We start from the raw sequence: 19,934 nt of genomic DNA on the forward strand, positions 1-19,934 counted from the left end.
GTATATTGTAATTTAAGGATAACTCACCAAAGATTCCAAACACGCAAGAGTAATGCCATTTTCTTTTAAAGCCTGAAATAAACCACTAGGTGAAGTATAAGAGCAACCTAGTTTTTCTTTAATGCGTAGAATACGTTTATTTTCTGTCGCTTCCGAACAACCTTGAATATAACTAATTTCCTTTACTCGGCAATGTGATAATAATAAACGAATAGTTATCATTTCTTTACGGGTAAAACGAATGTTACCAAAACGCATATAATGATGAAAATCTAAAATATCTCGGTTATTATCTTCAATTTGTTGAGATAAGCTTATGTCCGCCCTAAGTGGTAAAATAATATTTTCATTATCTTTCCAGACATGCTGGGAGTAATCAGAAATAACAGCCCTTAATTTATAGAGCTCTAATAACTCATTAGATGAGAATTTCTTTCTTGAATTTATTGATGTAATTTCATATACACCGCCATATTGAGTACAAAAATCCACTTTCATTTCTTTCTTATCTGTTTTAGATAATGTTTTTTGAAATTCGGCAGAGTAATTATTCCAATATTGAATACCAGGGATTAATCGCTCCTTTACTTTCTTATCTAAATCATCATCCCAAACCATAAGAACCCAATTATAATTACTAGAAATAGTCCTTACAGAATGATTAATCAAATCTACTCTACTATAAGTAACATCTATATCATTCCAATCGAAATACTTTAAAAACTTATCACCAAAACCAGAACAAGAAAGTTCTAGGTGTTTATTTTCTATATTCATATGTCACCCTTACATTTAAATAGTTAATAACCTTTGTTTTTTACTCAATAACAATGAAACAAATAGAGTTAACGAACTCAATGAAACAAAAACACCAACCAAGGAAACATCAATGATGACTAAATAGTTGATAATTAAAGGCGTTAACCCGCCTATAATCGTCGATGCAAGATTGTATCCCATACTTAAAGTCGTAACTTGTCCATTGGCTGGTTTTGCCATGGCATAATTCCAATTACATAAAACCATTGCTGAAATAATAATAATTGACGATTGGGAGATAAGTACTAATGATAAAACCTTAGTCGACATTAGGTAATAAATAGGAATTGATAGTATGGCAGCTAACTTTACCCCTAAGTTAAACACCCGTTCAGAGTAACTGTATTTATCTGTTAACCAGCCAACTATTGCCATTAAAATCAATAATAAAGTTGATGATATCATTGAATATATACTTTTAAATTCTTCTAGCTCTAACTCCTTAAGTAAAAACGAAGATGAAAAATTTAAGGTATAAAAAATAACCGAACCAGGAATAACAACCAGTAAAATATTAAATGCCTTAAGCCAATCTATTTTTTGGCACCCATCATACTCAATGGGTTGGTCTGGTAAGCGATAGCGAAACCAAAAACAGATCAGTATATTACCTAGACCTAATAGTAGTGGTATCCTCCACCCCACCCTTTGCATGGTTTCAGGGTCTAATATATTTTCGAGAATTAACACGATTCCTAACGAGCCAATAACACCAACAACCGCACTTCCAGTTAACAACGCCGAAATTCTACCTCGTTCTTGGGGCTTAGAGTCTTTATATAAATAGGTAGACAGTGATGGGCTTTCACCCGCAAAACTAAAAGATAGCAACATTTGAAGAAATAATATGGCTAAAGGCGTATATACCCCTAAGAGTTCAATTGGCAGAAATGCCATACATAATGTTGCACTACCGGTGAGAATACTTACCAAAATCATTGCTGGTTTTTTACCAACTTTATCTGCATAACGGCCAATCACATACCCACCTAGTGGCCGTATAAGAAAGCGTAAAGCAAAAATCCCCCACACAAGTTCCGTTGCTTGCTGATAACCTAGCCGAGTTAATTCTGCACTTAAATATGATGAAATCGCTGCAAAAATTGCAACATCATAAAATTCTAAGGTATGCCCTGCTACAGCGCCAAAACGTAATTTCCATTTCATAAAATGATCCCATATCCCTATATGAAACAAATAGTTAAATTAATTAATAGGCATTAATTTTTCTAAGCTTGCTAATGTAATCCCGTGATCTTTCATTACCGAAAAACATTCCTTTTGAGATACCATTTCACAGTTTAATTTTTTCTTGATATTGTTAACCCTTATATATTCGTCCTCCTCCGAACAGCCTTGAATACGGCTAATTTCATTTATATTTCGGTGGGAAAGCAACAAACGGATGGTTAATACTTCTTTATTTGAAAATGACAACTGCCCAAAACGTATATAATTAGAGATTTCATTACCCCTGCAAATAATAGGTGCGGTTTCGTCTAATTCAATTTTTTGGCGTAACGGTAATGCAACCGTTTTATTTTCAGACCATTTTTCATATGCATATTCAGAAACTATTGAACGCCATCGATACAATGAAAGTAAATGATCATATGGGACTTTATGATTCGCATTGAGTGAAAATATCTCAAATAAATTATTGTATCTATTACAAAAATCAATTTTTTTATTTCCTTTATCTAATTTGGTTAAAATTTTCTGGTATGCTTCCGAATAATTACTCCAATATTGAACACCCGCAAATAACCGTTCTTTTAATGATAAATCCATATCATGATGCCAATAAATTAATTGCCATTCATAGTCGCTTGACAATGCATATATCTTTTTTTCGTCAATATCAATAATATTATAATTAACATCAATATCATTCCAATTAAAATAATTACATAGGTCTAATTTCACACTAGCACTTATTTTTTCCATCCTATTGCTTTCTATATCCATAAAAATCACCTTTTAGTTATTTAAATAAAAATAAAGATAATAAAAACGTTGAATCTATATCTTTAACACATAAAAATAAATATTCAAAGGCCAAAATTTAAAGGTATTCAAAATTAAGAATTATTTTTTTATCTTTATATCTCAATTGAATTACAGTTCATTAAAATAATTTAAATTATATTTATATATTAACTATTGGAGATCATATGAAACAAGACTGGCACTCGGCTGATATTATTGCAGCAATAAAGAAAAAAGGTTCTTCTCTTTCAGAAATATCACGTTCAGCAGGGTTAAACTCATCAACATTAAATAACGCCCTATCAAGACGCTGGCCAAAAGGAGAGCGTATTATTGCCGAGTTTTTGGGTGTTGCACCATCTGAAATTTGGCCATCGCGTTATAACGAAAAATAACATAAGAATTGTTTTCTCTATGTCCCCAAAAATATCAAAAAAAGCGGGTAACTTTCTCTGTCACCCGCTTATTATTCATTTTTAATTAAAAAATGCTTAATTTGAAAGCTAACTTGATACTTTTAAACCAATTAGCCCTGTAATAATCAAGGCAAGGCTTAATAAGCGAAACATATTCGCTGATTCCCCAAGAAAAATAATCCCAACAATTGCCGTACCTACTGCACCAATACCGGTCCAAATTGCATAAGCCGTGCCGACAGGTAAGTCACGCATTGCGTAAGCTAACAGACCCATACTCGCAATAATCGCAATAATGGTAATGATACTCGGTGTTAAACGTGTAAAACCATGGGTATATTTCAAACCGACAGCCCATACAACTTCTAATAAACCCGCAAATAAAAGGACGATCCAAGCCATAGCTGGTTGCTCCCGTTAAATACTCGGGGTCGTCCCCATATTTAAATGACGTTAATTCAGGTCGTCCTGAATACGTATGAAGTGAAAATCCATTATAAACATTCATGTAACAAGACTCAAGCAACGAAAAATAACAAATAAGCGCAAATCAGTAATAATATTTAACCTTTTTATACTGTTTTTTATGATTAAGCATCATAACCATCGCACTCAAAATTATACACAGGTAAAGTAGGTGTCTTATCTGGCAAGTTCATCGAGAAAACAGCATGAGTCTCAGAGACATCTTACTCGCCCTTTGTGTAGTGATTATTTGGGGGGTTAACTTCGTTATCATTAAGCTCGGGGTAACTGCACTTCCGCCGTTATTATTAGGTGCCTTACGCTTCATGTTTGTGGCCTTTCCCGCTATTTTTATTTTTAAACGCCCTAAAATTCCATTCAAATTATTGCTTCTCTATGGGCTAACGATTAGCTTTGGTCAATTCGCCTTCTTATTTTGTGCTATTCGAGTTGGAATGCCTGCGGGTATAACCTCTGTCATATTGCAATCCCAAGCTTTCTTTACCCTATTACTTGGCGCAATGATTTTAAAGGAATCATTACAGCCAACCCACTTTATTGGTATGTTTATCGCGATTGCAGGGCTGACGGTGTTAGCCAATGGCGCCACTGCCGGTGGGCTAGATGATATCCCATTGCTCGGATTAGCATTTACTTTAATTGCAGGATTATCATGGGCTTGTGGTAATATCACCAATAGAATTATTATGAAACAGGAAGGCGCAGAGAAATGTAGTGCCCTATCTTTAGTCAGTTGGAGTGCTCTGATCCCAATTATCCCTTTTTTAATTAGTTCATGGATTTTAGAAGGCGAAGAAGCAATTATTGAAGGGCTATCTGGTTTTAATTGGTCGGTCTTTGGTGTCATTATCTATTTAGCTTATTTATCAACATTTGTTGGCTATGGGATCTGGGGTGTCTTACTTGGTCGCTATGAAGCGTGGCGTGTTGCTCCTTTTTCATTGTTAGTTCCCGTCTTCGGTTTAAGCAGTAGTGCATTATTTCTTGATGAGCACATTAATGGCGTACAAGTTGCTGGCCTTGTTTTAATCATGTTTGGCCTAATTACTACACTTTTTGGCAAAAAAATAATTCAAAAATTAAGACATACCTAGTTAACCAATTAATAATCGGAGGTTTTTTAACTTCCGATTATTTGCCCTACCTTTACCCATCCCCTCATCGGTAAAAACACATCAACAGTCATTAATTTCAAAATAAATAATAAATCAAGATAAAAAACCAATTCAATAGACAACCACTAGTTCAAAACCAAATAAAATCCAATAAATAATCCTAAATTAGTGATACTGGCTACAATTATGAAATTTATCTCAAATTTCAATTGGGTGTATCGGTTTAGCTACTTTTTCTTTGACTTAAGTATGGTTATACCTTTCTCAGTTTTACTTAAACAAATAACAAAAAGTAATCAACTGAACAGATGGGGATGGCTATGGGTAAACAATTAATATGGATTGTGCTCGCATTACTTGGTGCTTTTTCACTGGGTTACATCGCCTTAAATCGAGGTGAACAGATTAATGCCCTGTGGATCGTTGTTGCAGCCGTGTGTATTTATCTGATTGCATACCGATATTATGGGCTTTTTATTGCTAAAAAAGTACTCCAAGTTGATGCAACTCGTATGACACCAGCAATTCGTCATAACGATGGCTTAGACTACGTACCGACAGATAAAAAAGTATTATTTGGCCACCACTTTGCCGCTATCGCAGGTGCTGGCCCACTTGTCGGCCCTGTACTTGCGGCACAGATGGGGTATTTACCAGGCATGCTTTGGCTACTTGCTGGGGTTGTGCTAGCAGGGGCCGTACAAGACTTTATGGTGTTGTTTGTTTCAACACGTCGAGACGGCCGTTCACTGGGTGAATTAGTTAAAGAAGAAATGGGTAATACGGCTGGGGTTCTGGCTTTAATTGCTTGTTTTATGATTATGGTGATTATCTTAGCCGTACTCGCTATGATTGTCGTAAAAGCCCTCACTCATAGCCCATGGGGAACTTACACCGTTGCCTTTACTATTCCATTGGCGATTTTTATGGGTATTTATACCCGTTATATACGCCCAGGACGCATTGGTGAAGTTTCTATTATAGGGTTAGTTTTCCTCGTATTTGCAATTATCTCTGGGGGTTGGGTCGCTGAAAGCGAAACTTGGGCACCTTATTTTGACTATACTGGTGTTCAACTCACTTGGATGTTAGTGGGATATGGCTTTGTTGCCGCTGTACTTCCTGTTTGGCTGCTACTTGCCCCACGAGACTACCTATCAACCTTCTTAAAAATCGGTACTATTATTGGTTTGGCAATTGGTATTTTAATCCTCAATCCAAATCTACAAATGCCATCGCTGACCAAATATATTGATGGTACAGGCCCGGTTTGGGCAGGTGACTTGTTTCCATTCTTATTTATTACCATTGCTTGCGGTGCCGTTTCTGGCTTCCACGCACTGATATCATCGGGTACCACACCCAAAATGTTGGCGAATGAAAACCAAGCTTGCTTTATCGGCTATGGTGGCATGTTGATGGAATCTTTTGTAGCTATCATGGCGTTAGTCGCCGCTTGTGTGATTGACCCGGGTGTTTATTTCGCCATGAATAGCCCCATGGCAATGTTAGCCCCCGCAGGTACACAAGATGTAGTCGCTTCTGCTGCCCAAGTTGTCAGTAGTTGGGGCTTCCATATCACCCCTGAACAGCTTAACAGCATTGCTAATGATGTGGGTGAAACCAGTATTATTTCACGTGCCGGAGGTGCTCCAACACTGGCTGTTGGGATGGCGTATATTCTCCACGGTGCCCTTGGCGGTCTAATGAATGTCGCCTTCTGGTATCACTTTGCCATCCTATTTGAAGCGTTGTTCATTTTAACCGCGGTGGATGCAGGAACTCGAGCGGCACGCTTTATGCTGCAAGATTTACTGGGTGTGGTTTCTCCATCCTTGAAACGTACCGATTCGTTACCCGCAAACTTGATAGCAACCGCGCTATGTGTGCTGGCTTGGGGTTATTTTCTTCACCAAGGTGTTGTCGACCCACTTGGCGGTATTAACACCTTATGGCCATTGTTTGGTATCGCGAACCAAATGTTAGCGGGTATGGCATTAATGCTGTGTGCTGTGGTACTGTTTAAAATGAAGCGCCAAAGATATGCATGGGTCGCTTTAGTCCCAACTGCATGGTTGTTAATCTGTACGATGACTGCAGGCTGGGAGAAAACTTTCAGTGAAGATGCCCGTGTTGGTTTCTTAGCTGTCGCAAATAAATTCCAAGCAATGATTGATAGCGGTAATATTCCAGTTCAATATACGGAATCTCAATTAACTCAGTTAATTTTCAATAACCGCTTAGATGCAGGATTAACTATTTTCTTTATGATTGTTGTGGTATTGCTGGCTCTATTCTCCATCCGCACTGCGTTGAAGGCATTAAAATCCGACCAACCAACAGCGAATGAAGTACCATACGAAGCCATGCCAGCCAACTATGAAGAAATCGTGGCAAATACACGCCATCATTGATTTTCGCGGAAAAGCTTGTCACTGTTTAGGGCATATACTCTTTCTCCAAAATAATTCACGTTGGAGCAAGGCGGCAAAGAAGATAATCCCTAGGAGCATACTCCAGTATGTGACTAGGGTTAGCGAATGAAGCCAACGCAGCAATAGCGTGAAGTATGAAGGAGAAACTAGGAGCATACATAACAGTATGTGACTTGGGTAGCCGAGAGCAGCCAACACCGCTACAACACAAAGTATGACGAGGATTTATGTTTGGAGAACTGGGAAAAGCAGCCCGCTACCTAGGCCAAGCGGCAAAAATGATGGTCGGCGTCCCCGATTACGACAACTACGTCGCTCATATGCAAAAAACGCACCCTGACCAAACTCCCATGACCTATGAAGAGTTTTTTAAAGAGCGCCAAGATGCACGTTACGGTGGTAAAGGTGGGTTTAAGTGCTGTTAGGCCTTAAAAAATAGACAAAAAAAGCCGTGGCATTCGACCACGGCTTTTTATTTTTAACGATTCAGTATAGGATCAACCGTTATTTTACGCGTGAAACATACTCGCCAGAACGAGTATCAACACGGATCACTTCACCGATCTGAACAAACAGAGGAACCTTAACCACTGCGCCAGTGCTCAGTGTTGCAGGTTTACCGCCTGTACCTGCGGTATCACCTTTCAGGCCAGGGTCAGTATCAGTAATTTCTAACTCAACAAAGTTAGGTGGAGTGACCGCGATAGGACGGCCGTCCCACAGTGTTAAAATACATTCTGCTTGGTCAACTAACCATTTCGCGTTATCGCCAACGGTTTTTTCGTCCGCTGCTAACTGTTCGAAAGTTTCGTTGTTCATGAAATGCCAGAACTCACCGTCGTTATACAGGTAAGTTAAGTTCATATCCATGACATCTGCACCTTCAACAGAGTCAGTAGACTTAAATGTTTTTTCCAACAGTTTGTTAGAAATCAGTTTACGGATACGCACACGTGCGAACGCTTGACCTTTACCCGGTTTGACGAATTCACTTTCTAAAACGACACAAGGCTCGCCATCTAACATGATTTTAAGACCTGAGCGGAATTCATTGGTACTATAAGTAGCCATGGTGATCCTCTAATTTATAAACTAAAAATGGCATAGCCAAAAAATGGTCGATATTGTAACTCAAAATACCTCATCCAGAGAAGTCTGGATACAACAACTTGCAGAAGCAATCACTAATCCAGATGAATTGCTGCAAATACTTAACCTAGAAAATCACCTTTTATCAAAAGAAGGCAGTGAGGCACGTAAACTATTTCCTTTACGCGTTCCAATGCCCTTTATTTCCCGTATGAAGAAAGGCGATCCACTAGATCCTCTGTTATTGCAGGTATTAACCGCAAAAGCAGAGTTTGATATACATCCAGGTTTTTCTACTGACCCACTAGAAGAGCAGGATAATGAAATTCCAAGTTTACTGCATAAATACCACAACCGCGCATTACTGCTGGTAAAAGGTGGCTGTGCAGTCAACTGTCGCTACTGTTTTCGCCGGCATTTTCCTTATGAAGACAACAAAGGAAATAAAAATAACTGGTTGATGGCTGTGGATTATATAAAAAACCACACCGAACTCAATGAAATCATCTTCTCAGGTGGTGATCCATTGATGGCAAAAGACCATGAACTCGATTGGCTTATCAGCCAATTAGAGGCGATCCCACATATAAAACGCCTTAGAATTCATACTCGCTTGCCTGTAGTGATACCTGAACGTATCACTGAAACTCTCTGTAAACGCCTTGCTAGCTCAAGGTTACAAGTAATTATGGTGACACACGTTAACCACGCTAACGAAATCGACGAGTCATTCACCAATGCTATGCAAAAACTAAAGTTATCAGGTGTGACATTATTAAACCAAAGCGTATTACTGCGCCAAGTTAATGACAACGTGACAGCTCTGATGAATTTAAGTAATGCTCTGTTTGATGCGGGTATTTTACCTTATTACTTACATGTATTAGATAAAGTCCAAGGTGCCGCTCACTTTTTAGTGAGTGATACTGAAGCTAGACAATTAATACAGCAATTATTGAGTAAAGTCTCAGGGTACCTTGTACCTAAGCTCGCTCGGGAAATTGGGGGAGAGCCAAGTAAAACACTGCTTGACCTTAATTTAAGGCAGAACTAGAAAGCAAAACGCCCAAATCATCATTTGGGCGCTATGAATTCATTTTAGGGGCACTTATAAACTTGGCCAACCATTTTGCTATCTAATGGAATGAAGCTAGATAACACAGTTTCACTTGGACTTGATGCACCAAAAATCACGTTACCGCCCATTGCCGCGGCTTTATTACGTAAATCATTTGCTGCGCTGCGCATTGAGCTAGATTCATTATTCACACCACTCAACCAGTTGCTTTGAGTCCCTGCAACCTGACCGAGAAGTTGGCAATCACTTCCTGGTTGATTCTCAACAAAACGAACTTGTGAGCCTGCCGCAGTCAAATTAGTTGTTGTTGAACAACCTGCTAAAAGCAATAATGCAGCAGCACCAAGCAAGACTTTAATTCGCATGTTTTCCCTCATTTTTTCATTGTGTTTTTGCAGCTGGTTTGAAAATCGCTTTAGTTTCAATAATCTATTAATTGAAATATCTAGGAGGTGATTAACATACAGCGCCATAATTGCCGCACATCACCAGCCGAATAGAGTTTACCACAAATTAACCAAGAACCTGCTCTATTCTTTACTAATTCAAACCATTTACCTTACGTTAAATATAACCTGTGAAGCAACATTGACGCAAAAATAAATCGTATAACGCATTAATTGTACATCGTTTCGAGGTATTACATTCATCAATAATTAATGGTTATATATTTATTAAAAACCAATAAAAAAACCGGCACCGCTAGGAACACTAACGATACCGGTTTTGTGGTGGGTAGCCCTAACTGAGTTAGTGACTACTTAAGCTTGATGTCGCCAGCTGGCTTACATCATACCGCCCATTCCACCCATGCCGCCCATACCAGCAGCACCTAAGTCAGGTGCGTCTGATTTTGGCAGTTCAGTGATCATCGCTTCAGTGGTGATCATCAGACCTGCGATAGACGCTGCGAATTGCAGAGCAGAACGCGTTACTTTAGTTGGGTCTAAGATACCCATGTCGATCATGTCGCCGTAAGTATCAGTCGCCGCGTTGTAACCTTCGTTACCTTTTGCTGCTTTCACGTTGTTAACAACAACAGAGGCTTCTTCACCTGCGTTAGTAACGATTTGACGCATTGGCGCTTCCATCGCACGCAGAGCAACACGAATACCTACGTTTTGTTCTTCGTTTTCACCAGTCAGTGCTTCCAGTTTCGCTGCAACGCGAACCAGTGCAGTACCACCACCAGCAACAACACCTTCTTCAACCGCTGCGCGAGTTGCATGCAGAGCATCGTCAACACGAGCACGTTTTTCTTTCATTTCAACTTCAGTTGCTGCGCCCACTTTAATAACAGCAACACCGCCTGCTAATTTAGCAACGCGCTCTTGCAGTTTTTCACGGTCGTAGTCAGAAGAAGATTCTTCGATTTGTTGACGAATTTGTGCAACACGGCCCGCAATCGCAGATTCTTCACCCACACCATCAATGATAGTGGTAGTGTCTTTGTTAATAACAATACGTTTTGCTTGACCTAAATCTTCTAATGTCGCTTTTTCTAACTCCATACCGATCTCTTCAGAGATAACAGTACCGTTAGTCAGAATTGCGATATCTTGCAGCATGGCTTTACGACGGTCACCGAAGCCCGGTGCTTTAACCGCTGCAACTTTAACAATACCACGCATGGTGTTAACAACCAGAGTTGCCAGTGCTTCACCTTCAACATCTTCAGCGATGATTAACAGTGGTTTGCTTGCTTTAGCAACGCCTTCTAATACTGGCAGTAATTCACGGATGTTAGAGACTTTTTTGTCAACTAACAGGATGAATGGGTTTTCTAACTCAACAGCACCTGTTTCTGGTTTATTGATGAAGTAAGGAGACAAGTAACCGCGGTCAAATTGCATACCTTCAACCACATCCAGCTCGTCTTCCAGACCAGTACCTTCTTCAACCGTGATAACGCCTTCTTTACCGACTTTATCCATAGCTTCTGCAATTAATTTACCCACGGTTTCGTCGGAGTTTGCAGAAATAGTACCAACCTGTGCGATTGATTTAGTGTCTGAACAAGGAACAGACAAGGCTTTCAGTTCTTCAACTGCAGCAACAACTGCTTTATCGATACCGCGTTTCAGGTCCATTGGGTTCATACCCGCAGCAACCGCTTTTAAGCCTTCAGTAATGATAGCTTGAGCCAGTACAGTTGCAGTTGTTGTACCGTCACCTGCAGCGTCGTTAGCTTTAGAAGCAACTTCTTTCACCATTTGAGCGCCCATGTTTTCGAATTTGTCTTCTAATTCGATTTCACGTGCAACTGAAACACCATCTTTGGTGATAACTGGTGAACCAAAAGATTTATCTAAAACTACGTTACGGCCTTTAGGGCCTAAAGTAACTTTTACTGCGTCTGCCAGAACATTCACACCACGAAGCATTTTCGTACGTGCATCACTACCAAATTTAACGTCTTTAGCTGCCATTATCTCTTTCCTTCAAATTCTTTTCGTTCGTTGAGAAGTTTTAAGTGAAAATTACGCTTCAACAATTGCCAGAATGTCACTTTCGGACATAATCAGAACTTCTTCATTGTCGATTTTTTCAGCTTTCACGCCATAACCATCGTTAAAAATTACGATATCGCCAACTTTCACATCCAGTGCTTTGATTTCACCATTTTCGAGGATGCGGCCGTTGCCAACAGCAAGAACTTCACCACGAGTTGATTTGCTTGCAGCAGTACCCGTTAGAACGATCCCGCCGGCAGATTTTGATTCAACTTCTTTACGCTTAACGATAACACGGTCATGCAATGGACGAATTTTCATTAATAGTTCTCCTATAAATAAAGTCCATACTAGGTAAAAGGACGATACCAGCATGTCTTAAATAAACTAGTACCATGTTTGAGCAGATTGGGGCGAAGAAGAGGGACTTCAAGGGGGGGAGATAAAAAATTTTTCATTTTTATCTCCCCATAAAGAGGGTGGTTTTATGGTTTAGGGCGATCGTCTTTATCTGATGAATCTGTTTTATCTGAATTATCGATTGTAAAAGAAGGATCATCTTGCTTACGTTGGAATTCCCCCTCAAAAGTATCGCCACGTTGAAAGCCGCTATTTCCTGTTTGGTTAAAACCTGAACCCGGCTGGTAGAAACGAATATGAGGAATTAAGCGCATTACAATAAGCTTTTGAATTGGCGGAAGTAACAATAGTAAGCCAATAAAATCTGTAAAGAACCCCGGCACAATCAACAAGAAGCCCGCTAAAACCAATGCAACGCTCTTGATCATTTCAGCTGCTGGGCTTTCACCCGATGCTAACTTTTGTTGGATTTGTAGTACATTTTTCATACCTTGATTTTTAACGAGTGACACACCTAAACAGGATGTCAAAACGACCAAAATTAGCGTCATTAAAACACCAACTTCGGATGCAACCCGCACAAAAATCACGGATTCAATGTAAACGAGAATACATATCAGAATGAGTGGTAACCAGCGCACAAGTTCTCCTTTATTTCAATAAGCTATCGATTATTTTACGCCCCTAGGGAAACCTTTGTGAACTGCATCTAAGAGACAACTATCAATATTCGCTTTTTTCTTTAGTATAGCCATAATAATTGGGGCAGAGATAACGCTTTTCAACTCACAGATTTTTTTCATTAATGATACTTATCTGTGATGAATGTCACACAACGTGAAATCTGTTGCATAAATCAAACTATATAGTGATCTAGGTTCAAGGCAATAGATGATTAAAAGCATATCATCTACCCATAAATCAGTAGATCATAATGCTGACAACGTAGTAGACGGTGTTAATTGCTTGTAAAGTTTTACTTTGCAATATTAATCACCTGTGAATTTTGTTTTACGAAGTATAGATTTTTAAAGCGCATAAACGGACAGTAACTGTAATCTAATTAAGAAGGTTCTCATGTCAAACAATACTCGTATCGAAGAAGACCTGTTAGGTAAAAAAGAAGTTCCAGCTGATGCCTATTATGGTGTTCATACTCTGCGTGCGATTGAAAACTTTTATATCAGCGACCGCACTATTAACGATGTCCCAGAATTTATCCGCGGCATGGTTATGGTAAAAAAAGCGGCAGCTTTAGCCAACAAAGAACTGAAAACTATTCCTCGTAATATCGCAGAGACTATTATCAAAGCCTGTGACGTTGTGTTGAATGAAGGCAAATGCATGGATCAGTTCCCTGTTGACGTATTCCAAGGTGGTGCGGGCACATCACTGAACATGAATACCAATGAAGTACTGGCGAATATCGGTTTAGAGCTGATGGGTCACAAAAAAGGGGAATATGAATTCCTCAACCCAAATGATCACCTGAACAAAAGTCAATCCACTAACGATGCTTACCCTACTGGGTTCCGTATCGCAGTGTATAACTCAGTACTGAAGTTAATTGAATCTGTTGAATACCTGAGAAAAGGCTTTGAAGCTAAAGCTGAAGAATACAAAGACATTCTGAAAATGGGCCGAACCCAGTTGCAGGATGCTGTTCCAATGACCGTCGGCCAAGAATTCCATGCTTTCGCTACTCTCTTAAAAGAAGAAGAGAAAAACTTAAAACGCAGCATCGAATTACTGCTCGAAGTTAACTTAGGCGCTACTGCTATCGGTACAGGCTTGAATACTGCACCTGGTTACTCAGAGCTTGCCGTTAAAAAATTAGCTGAAGTGACTGGTTTACCATGCGTTCCTGCAGAAGACTTAATCGAAGCAACCTCTGACTGCGGCGCTTACATCACAGTTCACGCGGGCTTAAAACGTCTGGCGATGAAACTGTCTAAAATTTGTAACGACTTACGTCTGTTATCTTCCGGTCCTCGTGCAGGTCTGAAAGAAATCAATTTACCTGAGTTACAAGCTGGTTCTTCTATCATGCCAGCAAAAGTTAACCCTGTAATTCCTGAAGTTGTTAACCAAGCTTGTTTCAAAGTTATTGGTAACGATATCTGCGTAACAATGGCTGCTGAAGCGGGTCAATTGCAATTAAACGTAATGGAACCAGCGATTGGCCAAGCGATGTTCGAATCCATCTCTTTAATGAGCAACGCATGTCGTAATCTGCAAGAAAAATGCATTAGCGGCATTACAGTAAACAAAGAAATCTGTGAAGCATTTGTATTTAACTCCATCGGTATCGTCACTTACTTAAACCCATTTATTGGCCACCATAATGGTGACATCGTGGGTAAAATTTGTGCTGAAACCGGTAAGAGCGTCCGCGAAGTTGTTTTAGAACGCGGTTTACTGACTGAAGCTGAACTGGATGATATTTTCTCTATTGAGAACTTAAAACACCCAGCTTATAAAGCAAAACGCTTTGATGACTAAAAATTTATGTTTATCATAAATAACACTTAAAAATAAAGGCACGCCTCTCAATAGAAAGCGTGCCTTTTTTGATTGATACACACACAAATAATTAACATAACAGTTTCATAATTTTAATTTTCATTTTGTCGAGGAGTAAACACTATGTTAGCCGTAGAATTTATTATTGTTCTGCTGGCCATCTTTTTGGGGGCCCGTTTAGGTGGGATAGGTATCGGCTTCGCCGGTGGCCTTGGGGTACTGGTACTCGCTGCTATTGGCGTAAAACCAGGAACCATTCCATTTGACGTTATCTCAATCATCATGGCTGTTATTGCCGCTATCTCTGCAATGCAAATTGCTGGGGGTCTGGACTATTTAGTTGCCCAAACCGAAAAATTACTGCGCCGCAATCCTAAATACATCACCATTCTTGCACCCATTGTTACCTACTTCCTGACACTTTTCGCAGGGACAGGTAATATCTCTTTAGCAACACTGCCTGTTATTGCAGAAGTTGCAAAAGAGCAAGGCGTAAAACCGTGCCGTCCATTATCAACTGCGGTTGTTGCTGCTCAGATAGGTATTACAGCATCACCAATTTCTGCTGCAGTGGTTTACATGGCATCCGTCATGGAAAACCCTGCAATGGTTGGTGCAGGTAACACAGTCAGTTACATCTCTCTCTTAAGTGTTCTATTACCTGCGACATTCCTTGCTATCATTTTGATGTCGTTCATCATCTCTTGGACTTTTAACTCTAAATTATCCGATGACCCTATCTACCAAAAACGTTTAGCTGAAGGTTTAGTTGAACTGCGTGGTAGCCAAGTAAAAGAAATCAAAGCCGGTGCTAAGTCTTCTGTACTGCTGTTCTTACTTGGGGTTGTTGGCGTTGTCTGTTATGCCATCATTAACAGCCCAAGCTTAGGGATTGTCGAAACCCCATTAATGAACACCACAAATGCTATTTTGATTATCATGCTGACTGTAGCGACATTAATCACTATTTTCTGTCGTGTTAATACTGATGCAATCTTGAACTCAAGTACCTTTAAAGCAGGTATGAGCGCATGTATTTGTATTTTAGGTGTTGCTTGGTTAGGTGATACTTTCGTACAGCATAACATTGACTGGATCAAAGAAACTGCCGGTGATTTAATCCATGAGCACTCTTGGATGTTAGCGGTAATTTTCTTCTTCTGTTCTGCTTTACTATACTCACAAGCTGCAACAGCAAAAGCATTGATGCCTATGGCATTAGCGCTGAATGTAAGCCCATTAACGGCTATCGCATCATTCTCTGCGGTTTCTGGTCTATTTATTCTGCCTACTTACCCAACACTGGTTGCAGCAGTACAAATGGATGATACAGGGACAACACGTATTGGCCGATTTGTCTTTAACCATCCATTCTTTATTCCAGGTACCATCGCTGTCGCATTAGCTGTTTCATTCGGCTTCTTATTCGGCGGTATGATCCTATAGTTTATATTAGTATCAATTAATATTATAAAGACCCGTGCAAATCGCACGGGTTTTCTATGCCTACATATAACATATTATTTTTGTTATTCTATACAAAGTCACGGAGGAAATTATAAAAATATAATAATCATTCAGATAAAAAACTAAGCCATTTATTAAAAATATATTTAAAATATATTGAACTCGGTTGTTAATAATTAAATTAAAATCAGAAATAAGTATTTTTCTAACAATATATCTATATTAATACTCTACATATAAGTGTAACAAACAATGACTATAATCATATAATGACAAGCTGCTTCATTCATTTCTTCAAAATAACAAATAGAAATATAAATTCAAAAATAAAGTAAAAATAAATAACTATCAAAATAAATCACTAACAAAGCAAAAACAGACAAACAATAACACTAAAAAGCCTCTCATCACACACGAATTGAGAGTGCCAAAGATAGAAATCATCTATCAAAAATTTAAAATCAATCCGCCATAAATATTGGTAATAATTAACTGACCCTTGTTTAATAATATCCGAAAAGTCTGATAATTATCTTTTAATCACTCTGAGTGACACAAATTAAACATCACGAAACTTTAATAGAAAAATAACTTATTTGTTCAATATTTATATATTTGGAGGAGTAATGCTAAATACTCAAAGAAATGAAAATACAAATGTAACCGTTTATATTGGAAGCTTTTTAAAACACCGTAGAAAAGTGGTGGGCTTAACTGGCTCACAATTAGCTTCTCGCTTAAAAATTAGCCAACAACAAGTTTCTCGTTATGAAAGAGGTAAAAATGCGATTACGATCCAAGGTCTTTTAGATATTTTACAAGCTCTCGAATTACGAACACATGATATTGATGATTTTATGAAAAAAGTCTTTCAGTTTTATTATATCGATGCTGCATTAGAAGCTAAGTTGATCAACTAAGACCGATATAAATCCATGAAGTTCGTTTCAGGGGGGTTCTTCCCCCTCCTGTTTGCTTTAAACTCCCCCTCTTAATTTCCTATTTGATTTCGTTCTCCTTCGAAAACGACGACTCATAATAGCACTGCAAACCGCTATAATTCACAATTGAACATTGTTATGATGGATAAAAATCAGACATTATTGTGATGGAGTTAACAATGCCTATCCAACGCGAAATTATTTTGAGCCATGCGTTAAATCAATTGGAAATTCAAGGCTTATCCGCATCTACAGAGAATTTACTCAGTGAAATTGAATCTGATTTCTCTACTATTCGCCAGTTCTGGCCAGACGATGAGGCGCTTATTTATGATTGCTTACGCTATCATAGCCAGCAAATCGAAGTATGGCAGCGACAGACTTTGCTAGATGAGTCCCTAAGCCCACAGCAAAAATTAATGGCTCGCTACCAACAATTATCAGAAAAAGTCAGCCAAGGGCGTTTCCCTGGCTGTTTATTTATTTCTGCATGTAATTATTACCCAGATGCAGAGCACCCTATCCACCAATTAAGTCGCTTGCAAAAAGACAATTCGTTTCACTTCACTAAAAACTTATTAGAAGAGCTAGATATTGAAGACTCTGTATTGGTTGCTAACCAAATGGAACTAGTACTTGAAGGCTGTTTAAACCGTTTATTAGTACAAAGAGACATTCAAGATGTCGAGATTGCACAACACCTTTCTGAGGATATCCTAACAATCGCACTATGCCGTAAAAAAGGAGCGTTAAGTTAAAAAAACAACTAACGCATACTAAACACACACATTTTGCTGAAAAAGAAAACACTCAGTAAAAAAAAGTGGTTTTTTATTAAAAATGCATTGACGCAAACGGCTGAATACGGTTTAATGCGCCCCGTTGCCCGGATAGCTCAGTCGGTAGAGCAGGGGATTGAAAATCCCCGTGTCCTTGGTTCGATTCCGAGTCCGGGCACCACCTTATTATCAACAGACGTCAACCGACGTCTGTTTTTCTTTGTAAAGTCCGCTAAAATCAACACTCTCCCAAAGTTTCAACTCAACTGAATTCAACTCGATTCTACCCGTATCAACCTCATTGCGTGGGTATAATTGCGGGTATACACTAGTTCGATAGAATTTTGTACCCATTTTATCCCTCAGGAAGCTCACTATGGCACTGACTGACGCTAAAATTCGGGCGGCTAAACCCGACGTAAAATCCTACAAATTGACCGATGGTGCAGGATTGCACTTATTGGTTCACACTAATGGTTCTAAGTACTGGCGATTACGCTACCGTCATTTAGGTAAAGAGAAAACCTTAGCCTTAGGGTTATACCCTGACGTCTCTTTATCAGAGGCGCGCTTAAAACGCGATGAAGCCAGAAAATTGATTGTTGACGGTATTGACCCGTGCGAACAAAAACGTGTGGCTAAAGCGGCCTCAGATGCTAATCTCTCTTTTGAAACCATCGCACGGCAATGGCATACCAGTAATAAAAAGTGGTCTGAATCACACAGTGAAAAGGTTTTAAAGAGTTTGGAGTCGCATGTATTTCCTTATATTGGATTACGCGATATCACCACCCTCAAAACACCTGATCTACTGATCCCTATCCGTGCAGCAGAAAGTAAAGAGATTTATGAGATAGCTGCGCGTTTACAGCAACGTATCGCTGCTGTCATGCGTTATGCGGTGCAATCCGGTATTATTGGTTATAACCCTGCCATTGATACCGCAGGGGCTGTAACGACTGTACAACGCCAACATCGTCCTGCTCTTAACCTTGACCGTCTACCTGAACTCATTGCCCGTATCGATGCTTATAAAGGGCAACCCGTCACTCGCCTAGCCGTGATGTTAAATTTATTAGTGTTTATTCGGTCAAGTGAACTTCGCTATGCGCGTTGGTCTGAAATTGACTTCGATAAAGCTTTATGGACTATTCCTGCTGAGCGAAAACCTATACCCGGTGTTAAATTCTCACACCGAGGCGCTAAAATGCGTACTCCACACTTAGTTCCCCTTAGCCACCAAGCAATCACCATACTGAAAGAAATTTGGACATGGACAGGGGAACATGAACTCATTTTAACAGGCGCTCATAACCCCTTTAAACCCATGAGTGAAAATACAGTCAATAAAGCCTTACGTGTGATGGGCTATGATACGAAGACTGAAATTTGTGGGCATGGTTTTAGAACGATGGCGTGCAGTTCACTTATTGAGTCCGGATTGTGGTCTAAGGACGCCGTAGAACGTCAGATGAGCCATCAAGAACGTAACTCAGTGAGGGCTGCTTATATTCATAAGGCAGAACATATTGATGAACGTCGATTAATGGTGCAATGGTGGGCTGATTATTTGGATGCTAATCGGGAACAAACTATTTCGCCATTCGATTTTGCCAAGATTAATAATCCAATGAATCACTAAGACTTTAGCCATGTCATATAGGAGATCCATTTGCATTCCGAGAAATCAAATAATGCGGTAGTATGCCGACTATATGGATTCTTTGGAACGCCAAAATAAAATGATTTCGGAATAGTTTATGTCCAAAAACGTAATCATGATTACAATTTTATTATAATGCATTTTAGTTTATAACCCATACCCCACCAAAGCAAGAGCCTCTGCCCATCAGGACAGAGGCTCTTTTCGTTTTAACCCACGCAAAAATAAATCATGGTAGAAAACATAACGCATTATCGGATCTGTGATTCTGCTCATCATCTTGATCTAAAACGTCATTAATCACGTTTTAAAGCAGATTGT

General features: G+C 39.2%; 19 protein-coding genes and 1 tRNA gene. 11 read left to right on the forward strand and 9 right to left on the reverse strand.

Annotated elements, in window-relative coordinates:
- Positions 1-12: 12 nt before the first annotated feature.
- Genes M1F17_RS17045 through M1F17_RS17055 form a run of 3 tightly spaced genes read right to left on the reverse strand, consistent with a single transcriptional unit; the run spans position 13 to position 2,787 of the window.
- On the reverse strand, positions 13-777 hold the full coding sequence (locus tag M1F17_RS17045) for a helix-turn-helix transcriptional regulator (protein WP_004258635.1): 765 nt from the start codon (positions 775-777) through the stop codon (positions 13-15).
- Between the two features lie 15 nt (positions 778-792).
- Positions 793-1,986, reverse strand: a complete 1,194-nt coding sequence (locus tag M1F17_RS17050; RefSeq protein ID WP_004258638.1) for an MFS transporter — start codon at positions 1,984-1,986, stop codon at positions 793-795.
- Between the two features lie 39 nt (positions 1,987-2,025).
- A complete protein-coding gene (locus M1F17_RS17055; protein ID WP_110591182.1) occupies positions 2,026-2,787 on the reverse strand; it encodes a hypothetical protein in 762 nt (253 codons plus the stop codon).
- 206 nt (positions 2,788-2,993) lie between these two features.
- Between M1F17_RS17055 and M1F17_RS17060 the strand changes: the two genes are divergently transcribed.
- Positions 2,994-3,203, forward strand: coding sequence for a helix-turn-helix domain-containing protein (locus M1F17_RS17060; RefSeq protein ID WP_144141535.1), 210 nt, complete (start codon positions 2,994-2,996; stop codon positions 3,201-3,203).
- Positions 3,204-3,311: 108 nt separating this feature from the next.
- Here M1F17_RS17060 and sugE read toward each other — a convergent pair whose 3' ends face one another.
- Positions 3,312-3,626, reverse strand: a complete 315-nt coding sequence (sugE, locus tag M1F17_RS17065) for a quaternary ammonium compound efflux SMR transporter SugE (RefSeq protein ID WP_004258648.1) — start codon at positions 3,624-3,626, stop codon at positions 3,312-3,314.
- Between the two features lie 269 nt (positions 3,627-3,895).
- Here sugE and M1F17_RS17070 point away from each other — a divergent pair, with 269 nt between their 5' ends.
- From M1F17_RS17070 to M1F17_RS17080, 3 genes are all read left to right on the forward strand, one after another.
- Positions 3,896-4,804, forward strand: coding sequence for an EamA family transporter (locus M1F17_RS17070; protein ID WP_136135362.1), 909 nt, complete (start codon positions 3,896-3,898; stop codon positions 4,802-4,804).
- Between the two features lie 341 nt (positions 4,805-5,145).
- Positions 5,146-7,239, forward strand: coding sequence for a pyruvate/proton symporter CstA (gene cstA, locus M1F17_RS17075; RefSeq protein ID WP_153673851.1), 2,094 nt, complete (start codon positions 5,146-5,148; stop codon positions 7,237-7,239).
- 248 nt (positions 7,240-7,487) lie between these two features.
- Positions 7,488-7,685, forward strand: coding sequence for a YbdD/YjiX family protein (locus M1F17_RS17080; RefSeq protein WP_004258665.1), 198 nt, complete (start codon positions 7,488-7,490; stop codon positions 7,683-7,685).
- 79 nt (positions 7,686-7,764) lie between these two features.
- Here the strand turns inward: M1F17_RS17080 and efp are convergent, their stop codons facing one another.
- Positions 7,765-8,331: an elongation factor P gene (gene efp / locus M1F17_RS17085; RefSeq protein WP_004258667.1), complete on the reverse strand. Its 567-nt coding sequence runs from the start codon at positions 8,329-8,331 to the stop codon at positions 7,765-7,767.
- A gap of 43 nt (positions 8,332-8,374) precedes the next feature.
- On the opposite strand from efp, the gene epmB reads away from it, so the two are divergent.
- Positions 8,375-9,403 carry an EF-P beta-lysylation protein EpmB gene (epmB, locus tag M1F17_RS17090; protein WP_110591180.1) on the forward strand — a complete coding sequence of 343 codons (1,029 nt, stop codon included), beginning with the start codon at positions 8,375-8,377 and terminating at the stop codon, positions 9,401-9,403.
- A 44-nt stretch (positions 9,404-9,447) separates the two neighbouring features.
- On the opposite strand, the gene M1F17_RS17095 is transcribed toward epmB, so the two are convergent.
- From M1F17_RS17095 to M1F17_RS17110, 4 genes are all read right to left on the reverse strand, one after another.
- Positions 9,448-9,792: a DUF4156 domain-containing protein gene (locus M1F17_RS17095; protein WP_004908089.1), complete on the reverse strand. Its 345-nt coding sequence runs from the start codon at positions 9,790-9,792 to the stop codon at positions 9,448-9,450.
- A gap of 420 nt (positions 9,793-10,212) precedes the next feature.
- Positions 10,213-11,856 (reverse strand): chaperonin GroEL, encoded by a 1,644-nt coding sequence (gene groL, locus M1F17_RS17100; RefSeq protein ID WP_004258673.1) that lies wholly within the window; start codon positions 11,854-11,856, stop codon positions 10,213-10,215.
- A gap of 51 nt (positions 11,857-11,907) precedes the next feature.
- A complete protein-coding gene (locus M1F17_RS17105; RefSeq protein ID WP_004908085.1) occupies positions 11,908-12,201 on the reverse strand; it encodes a co-chaperone GroES in 294 nt (97 codons plus the stop codon).
- A gap of 164 nt (positions 12,202-12,365) precedes the next feature.
- On the reverse strand, positions 12,366-12,881 hold the full coding sequence (locus tag M1F17_RS17110) for an FxsA family protein (protein WP_096864374.1): 516 nt from the start codon (positions 12,879-12,881) through the stop codon (positions 12,366-12,368).
- A gap of 436 nt (positions 12,882-13,317) precedes the next feature.
- Between M1F17_RS17110 and aspA the strand changes: the two genes are divergently transcribed.
- From aspA to M1F17_RS17140, 6 genes are all read left to right on the forward strand, one after another.
- Positions 13,318-14,742: an aspartate ammonia-lyase gene (gene aspA, locus M1F17_RS17115; RefSeq protein WP_004258700.1), complete on the forward strand. Its 1,425-nt coding sequence runs from the start codon at positions 13,318-13,320 to the stop codon at positions 14,740-14,742.
- A 144-nt stretch (positions 14,743-14,886) separates the two neighbouring features.
- Positions 14,887-16,209, forward strand: coding sequence for an anaerobic C4-dicarboxylate transporter (locus M1F17_RS17120; RefSeq protein ID WP_004258703.1), 1,323 nt, complete (start codon positions 14,887-14,889; stop codon positions 16,207-16,209).
- Between the two features lie 647 nt (positions 16,210-16,856).
- Positions 16,857-17,150, forward strand: a complete 294-nt coding sequence (locus M1F17_RS17125) for a helix-turn-helix domain-containing protein (protein ID WP_004258707.1) — start codon at positions 16,857-16,859, stop codon at positions 17,148-17,150.
- 206 nt (positions 17,151-17,356) lie between these two features.
- The gene (dicD, locus tag M1F17_RS17130) at positions 17,357-17,929 is read left to right on the forward strand and encodes a division control transcriptional repressor DicD (RefSeq protein WP_409201109.1); all 573 of its coding nucleotides are present in this window, start codon (positions 17,357-17,359) and stop codon (positions 17,927-17,929) included.
- A 126-nt stretch (positions 17,930-18,055) separates the two neighbouring features.
- Positions 18,056-18,131: transfer RNA gene (locus M1F17_RS17135), tRNA-Phe, on the forward strand.
- Positions 18,132-18,326: 195 nt separating this feature from the next.
- Positions 18,327-19,592, forward strand: a complete 1,266-nt coding sequence (locus M1F17_RS17140) for a tyrosine-type recombinase/integrase (protein ID WP_272516234.1) — start codon at positions 18,327-18,329, stop codon at positions 19,590-19,592.
- The last annotated feature ends 342 nt before the right edge of the window (positions 19,593-19,934 follow it).

It is taken from the genome of Providencia sp. PROV073 (genome assembly GCF_033688125.1).
Classification (GTDB): Bacteria; Pseudomonadota; Gammaproteobacteria; order Enterobacterales; family Enterobacteriaceae; genus Providencia; species Providencia hangzhouensis.

Coding starts and splice junctions, on each gene's coding strand:
- M1F17_RS17060 (WP_144141535.1), top strand. CDS start 2,994: ATGAAACAAGACTGGCACTCGGCTGATATTATTGCAGCAATAAAGAAA.
- M1F17_RS17080 (WP_004258665.1), top strand. CDS start 7,488: ATGTTTGGAGAACTGGGAAAAGCAGCCCGCTACCTAGGCCAAGCGGCA.
- M1F17_RS17095 (WP_004908089.1), bottom strand. CDS start 9,792: ATGCGAATTAAAGTCTTGCTTGGTGCTGCTGCATTATTGCTTTTAGCA.
- M1F17_RS17050 (WP_004258638.1), bottom strand. CDS start 1,986: ATGAAATGGAAATTACGTTTTGGCGCTGTAGCAGGGCATACCTTAGAA.
- M1F17_RS17125 (WP_004258707.1), top strand. CDS start 16,857: ATGCTAAATACTCAAAGAAATGAAAATACAAATGTAACCGTTTATATT.
- groL (WP_004258673.1), bottom strand. CDS start 11,856: ATGGCAGCTAAAGACGTTAAATTTGGTAGTGATGCACGTACGAAAATG.
- cstA (WP_153673851.1), top strand. CDS start 5,146: ATGGGTAAACAATTAATATGGATTGTGCTCGCATTACTTGGTGCTTTT.
- M1F17_RS17045 (WP_004258635.1), bottom strand. CDS start 777: ATGAATATAGAAAATAAACACCTAGAACTTTCTTGTTCTGGTTTTGGT.
- aspA (WP_004258700.1), top strand. CDS start 13,318: ATGTCAAACAATACTCGTATCGAAGAAGACCTGTTAGGTAAAAAAGAA.
- M1F17_RS17070 (WP_136135362.1), top strand. CDS start 3,896: ATGAGTCTCAGAGACATCTTACTCGCCCTTTGTGTAGTGATTATTTGG.
- M1F17_RS17055 (WP_110591182.1), bottom strand. CDS start 2,787: ATGGATATAGAAAGCAATAGGATGGAAAAAATAAGTGCTAGTGTGAAA.
- M1F17_RS17105 (WP_004908085.1), bottom strand. CDS start 12,201: ATGAAAATTCGTCCATTGCATGACCGTGTTATCGTTAAGCGTAAAGAA.
- M1F17_RS17140 (WP_272516234.1), top strand. CDS start 18,327: ATGGCACTGACTGACGCTAAAATTCGGGCGGCTAAACCCGACGTAAAA.
- M1F17_RS17120 (WP_004258703.1), top strand. CDS start 14,887: ATGTTAGCCGTAGAATTTATTATTGTTCTGCTGGCCATCTTTTTGGGG.
- efp (WP_004258667.1), bottom strand. CDS start 8,331: ATGGCTACTTATAGTACCAATGAATTCCGCTCAGGTCTTAAAATCATG.
- sugE (WP_004258648.1), bottom strand. CDS start 3,626: ATGGCTTGGATCGTCCTTTTATTTGCGGGTTTATTAGAAGTTGTATGG.
- epmB (WP_110591180.1), top strand. CDS start 8,375: ATGGTCGATATTGTAACTCAAAATACCTCATCCAGAGAAGTCTGGATA.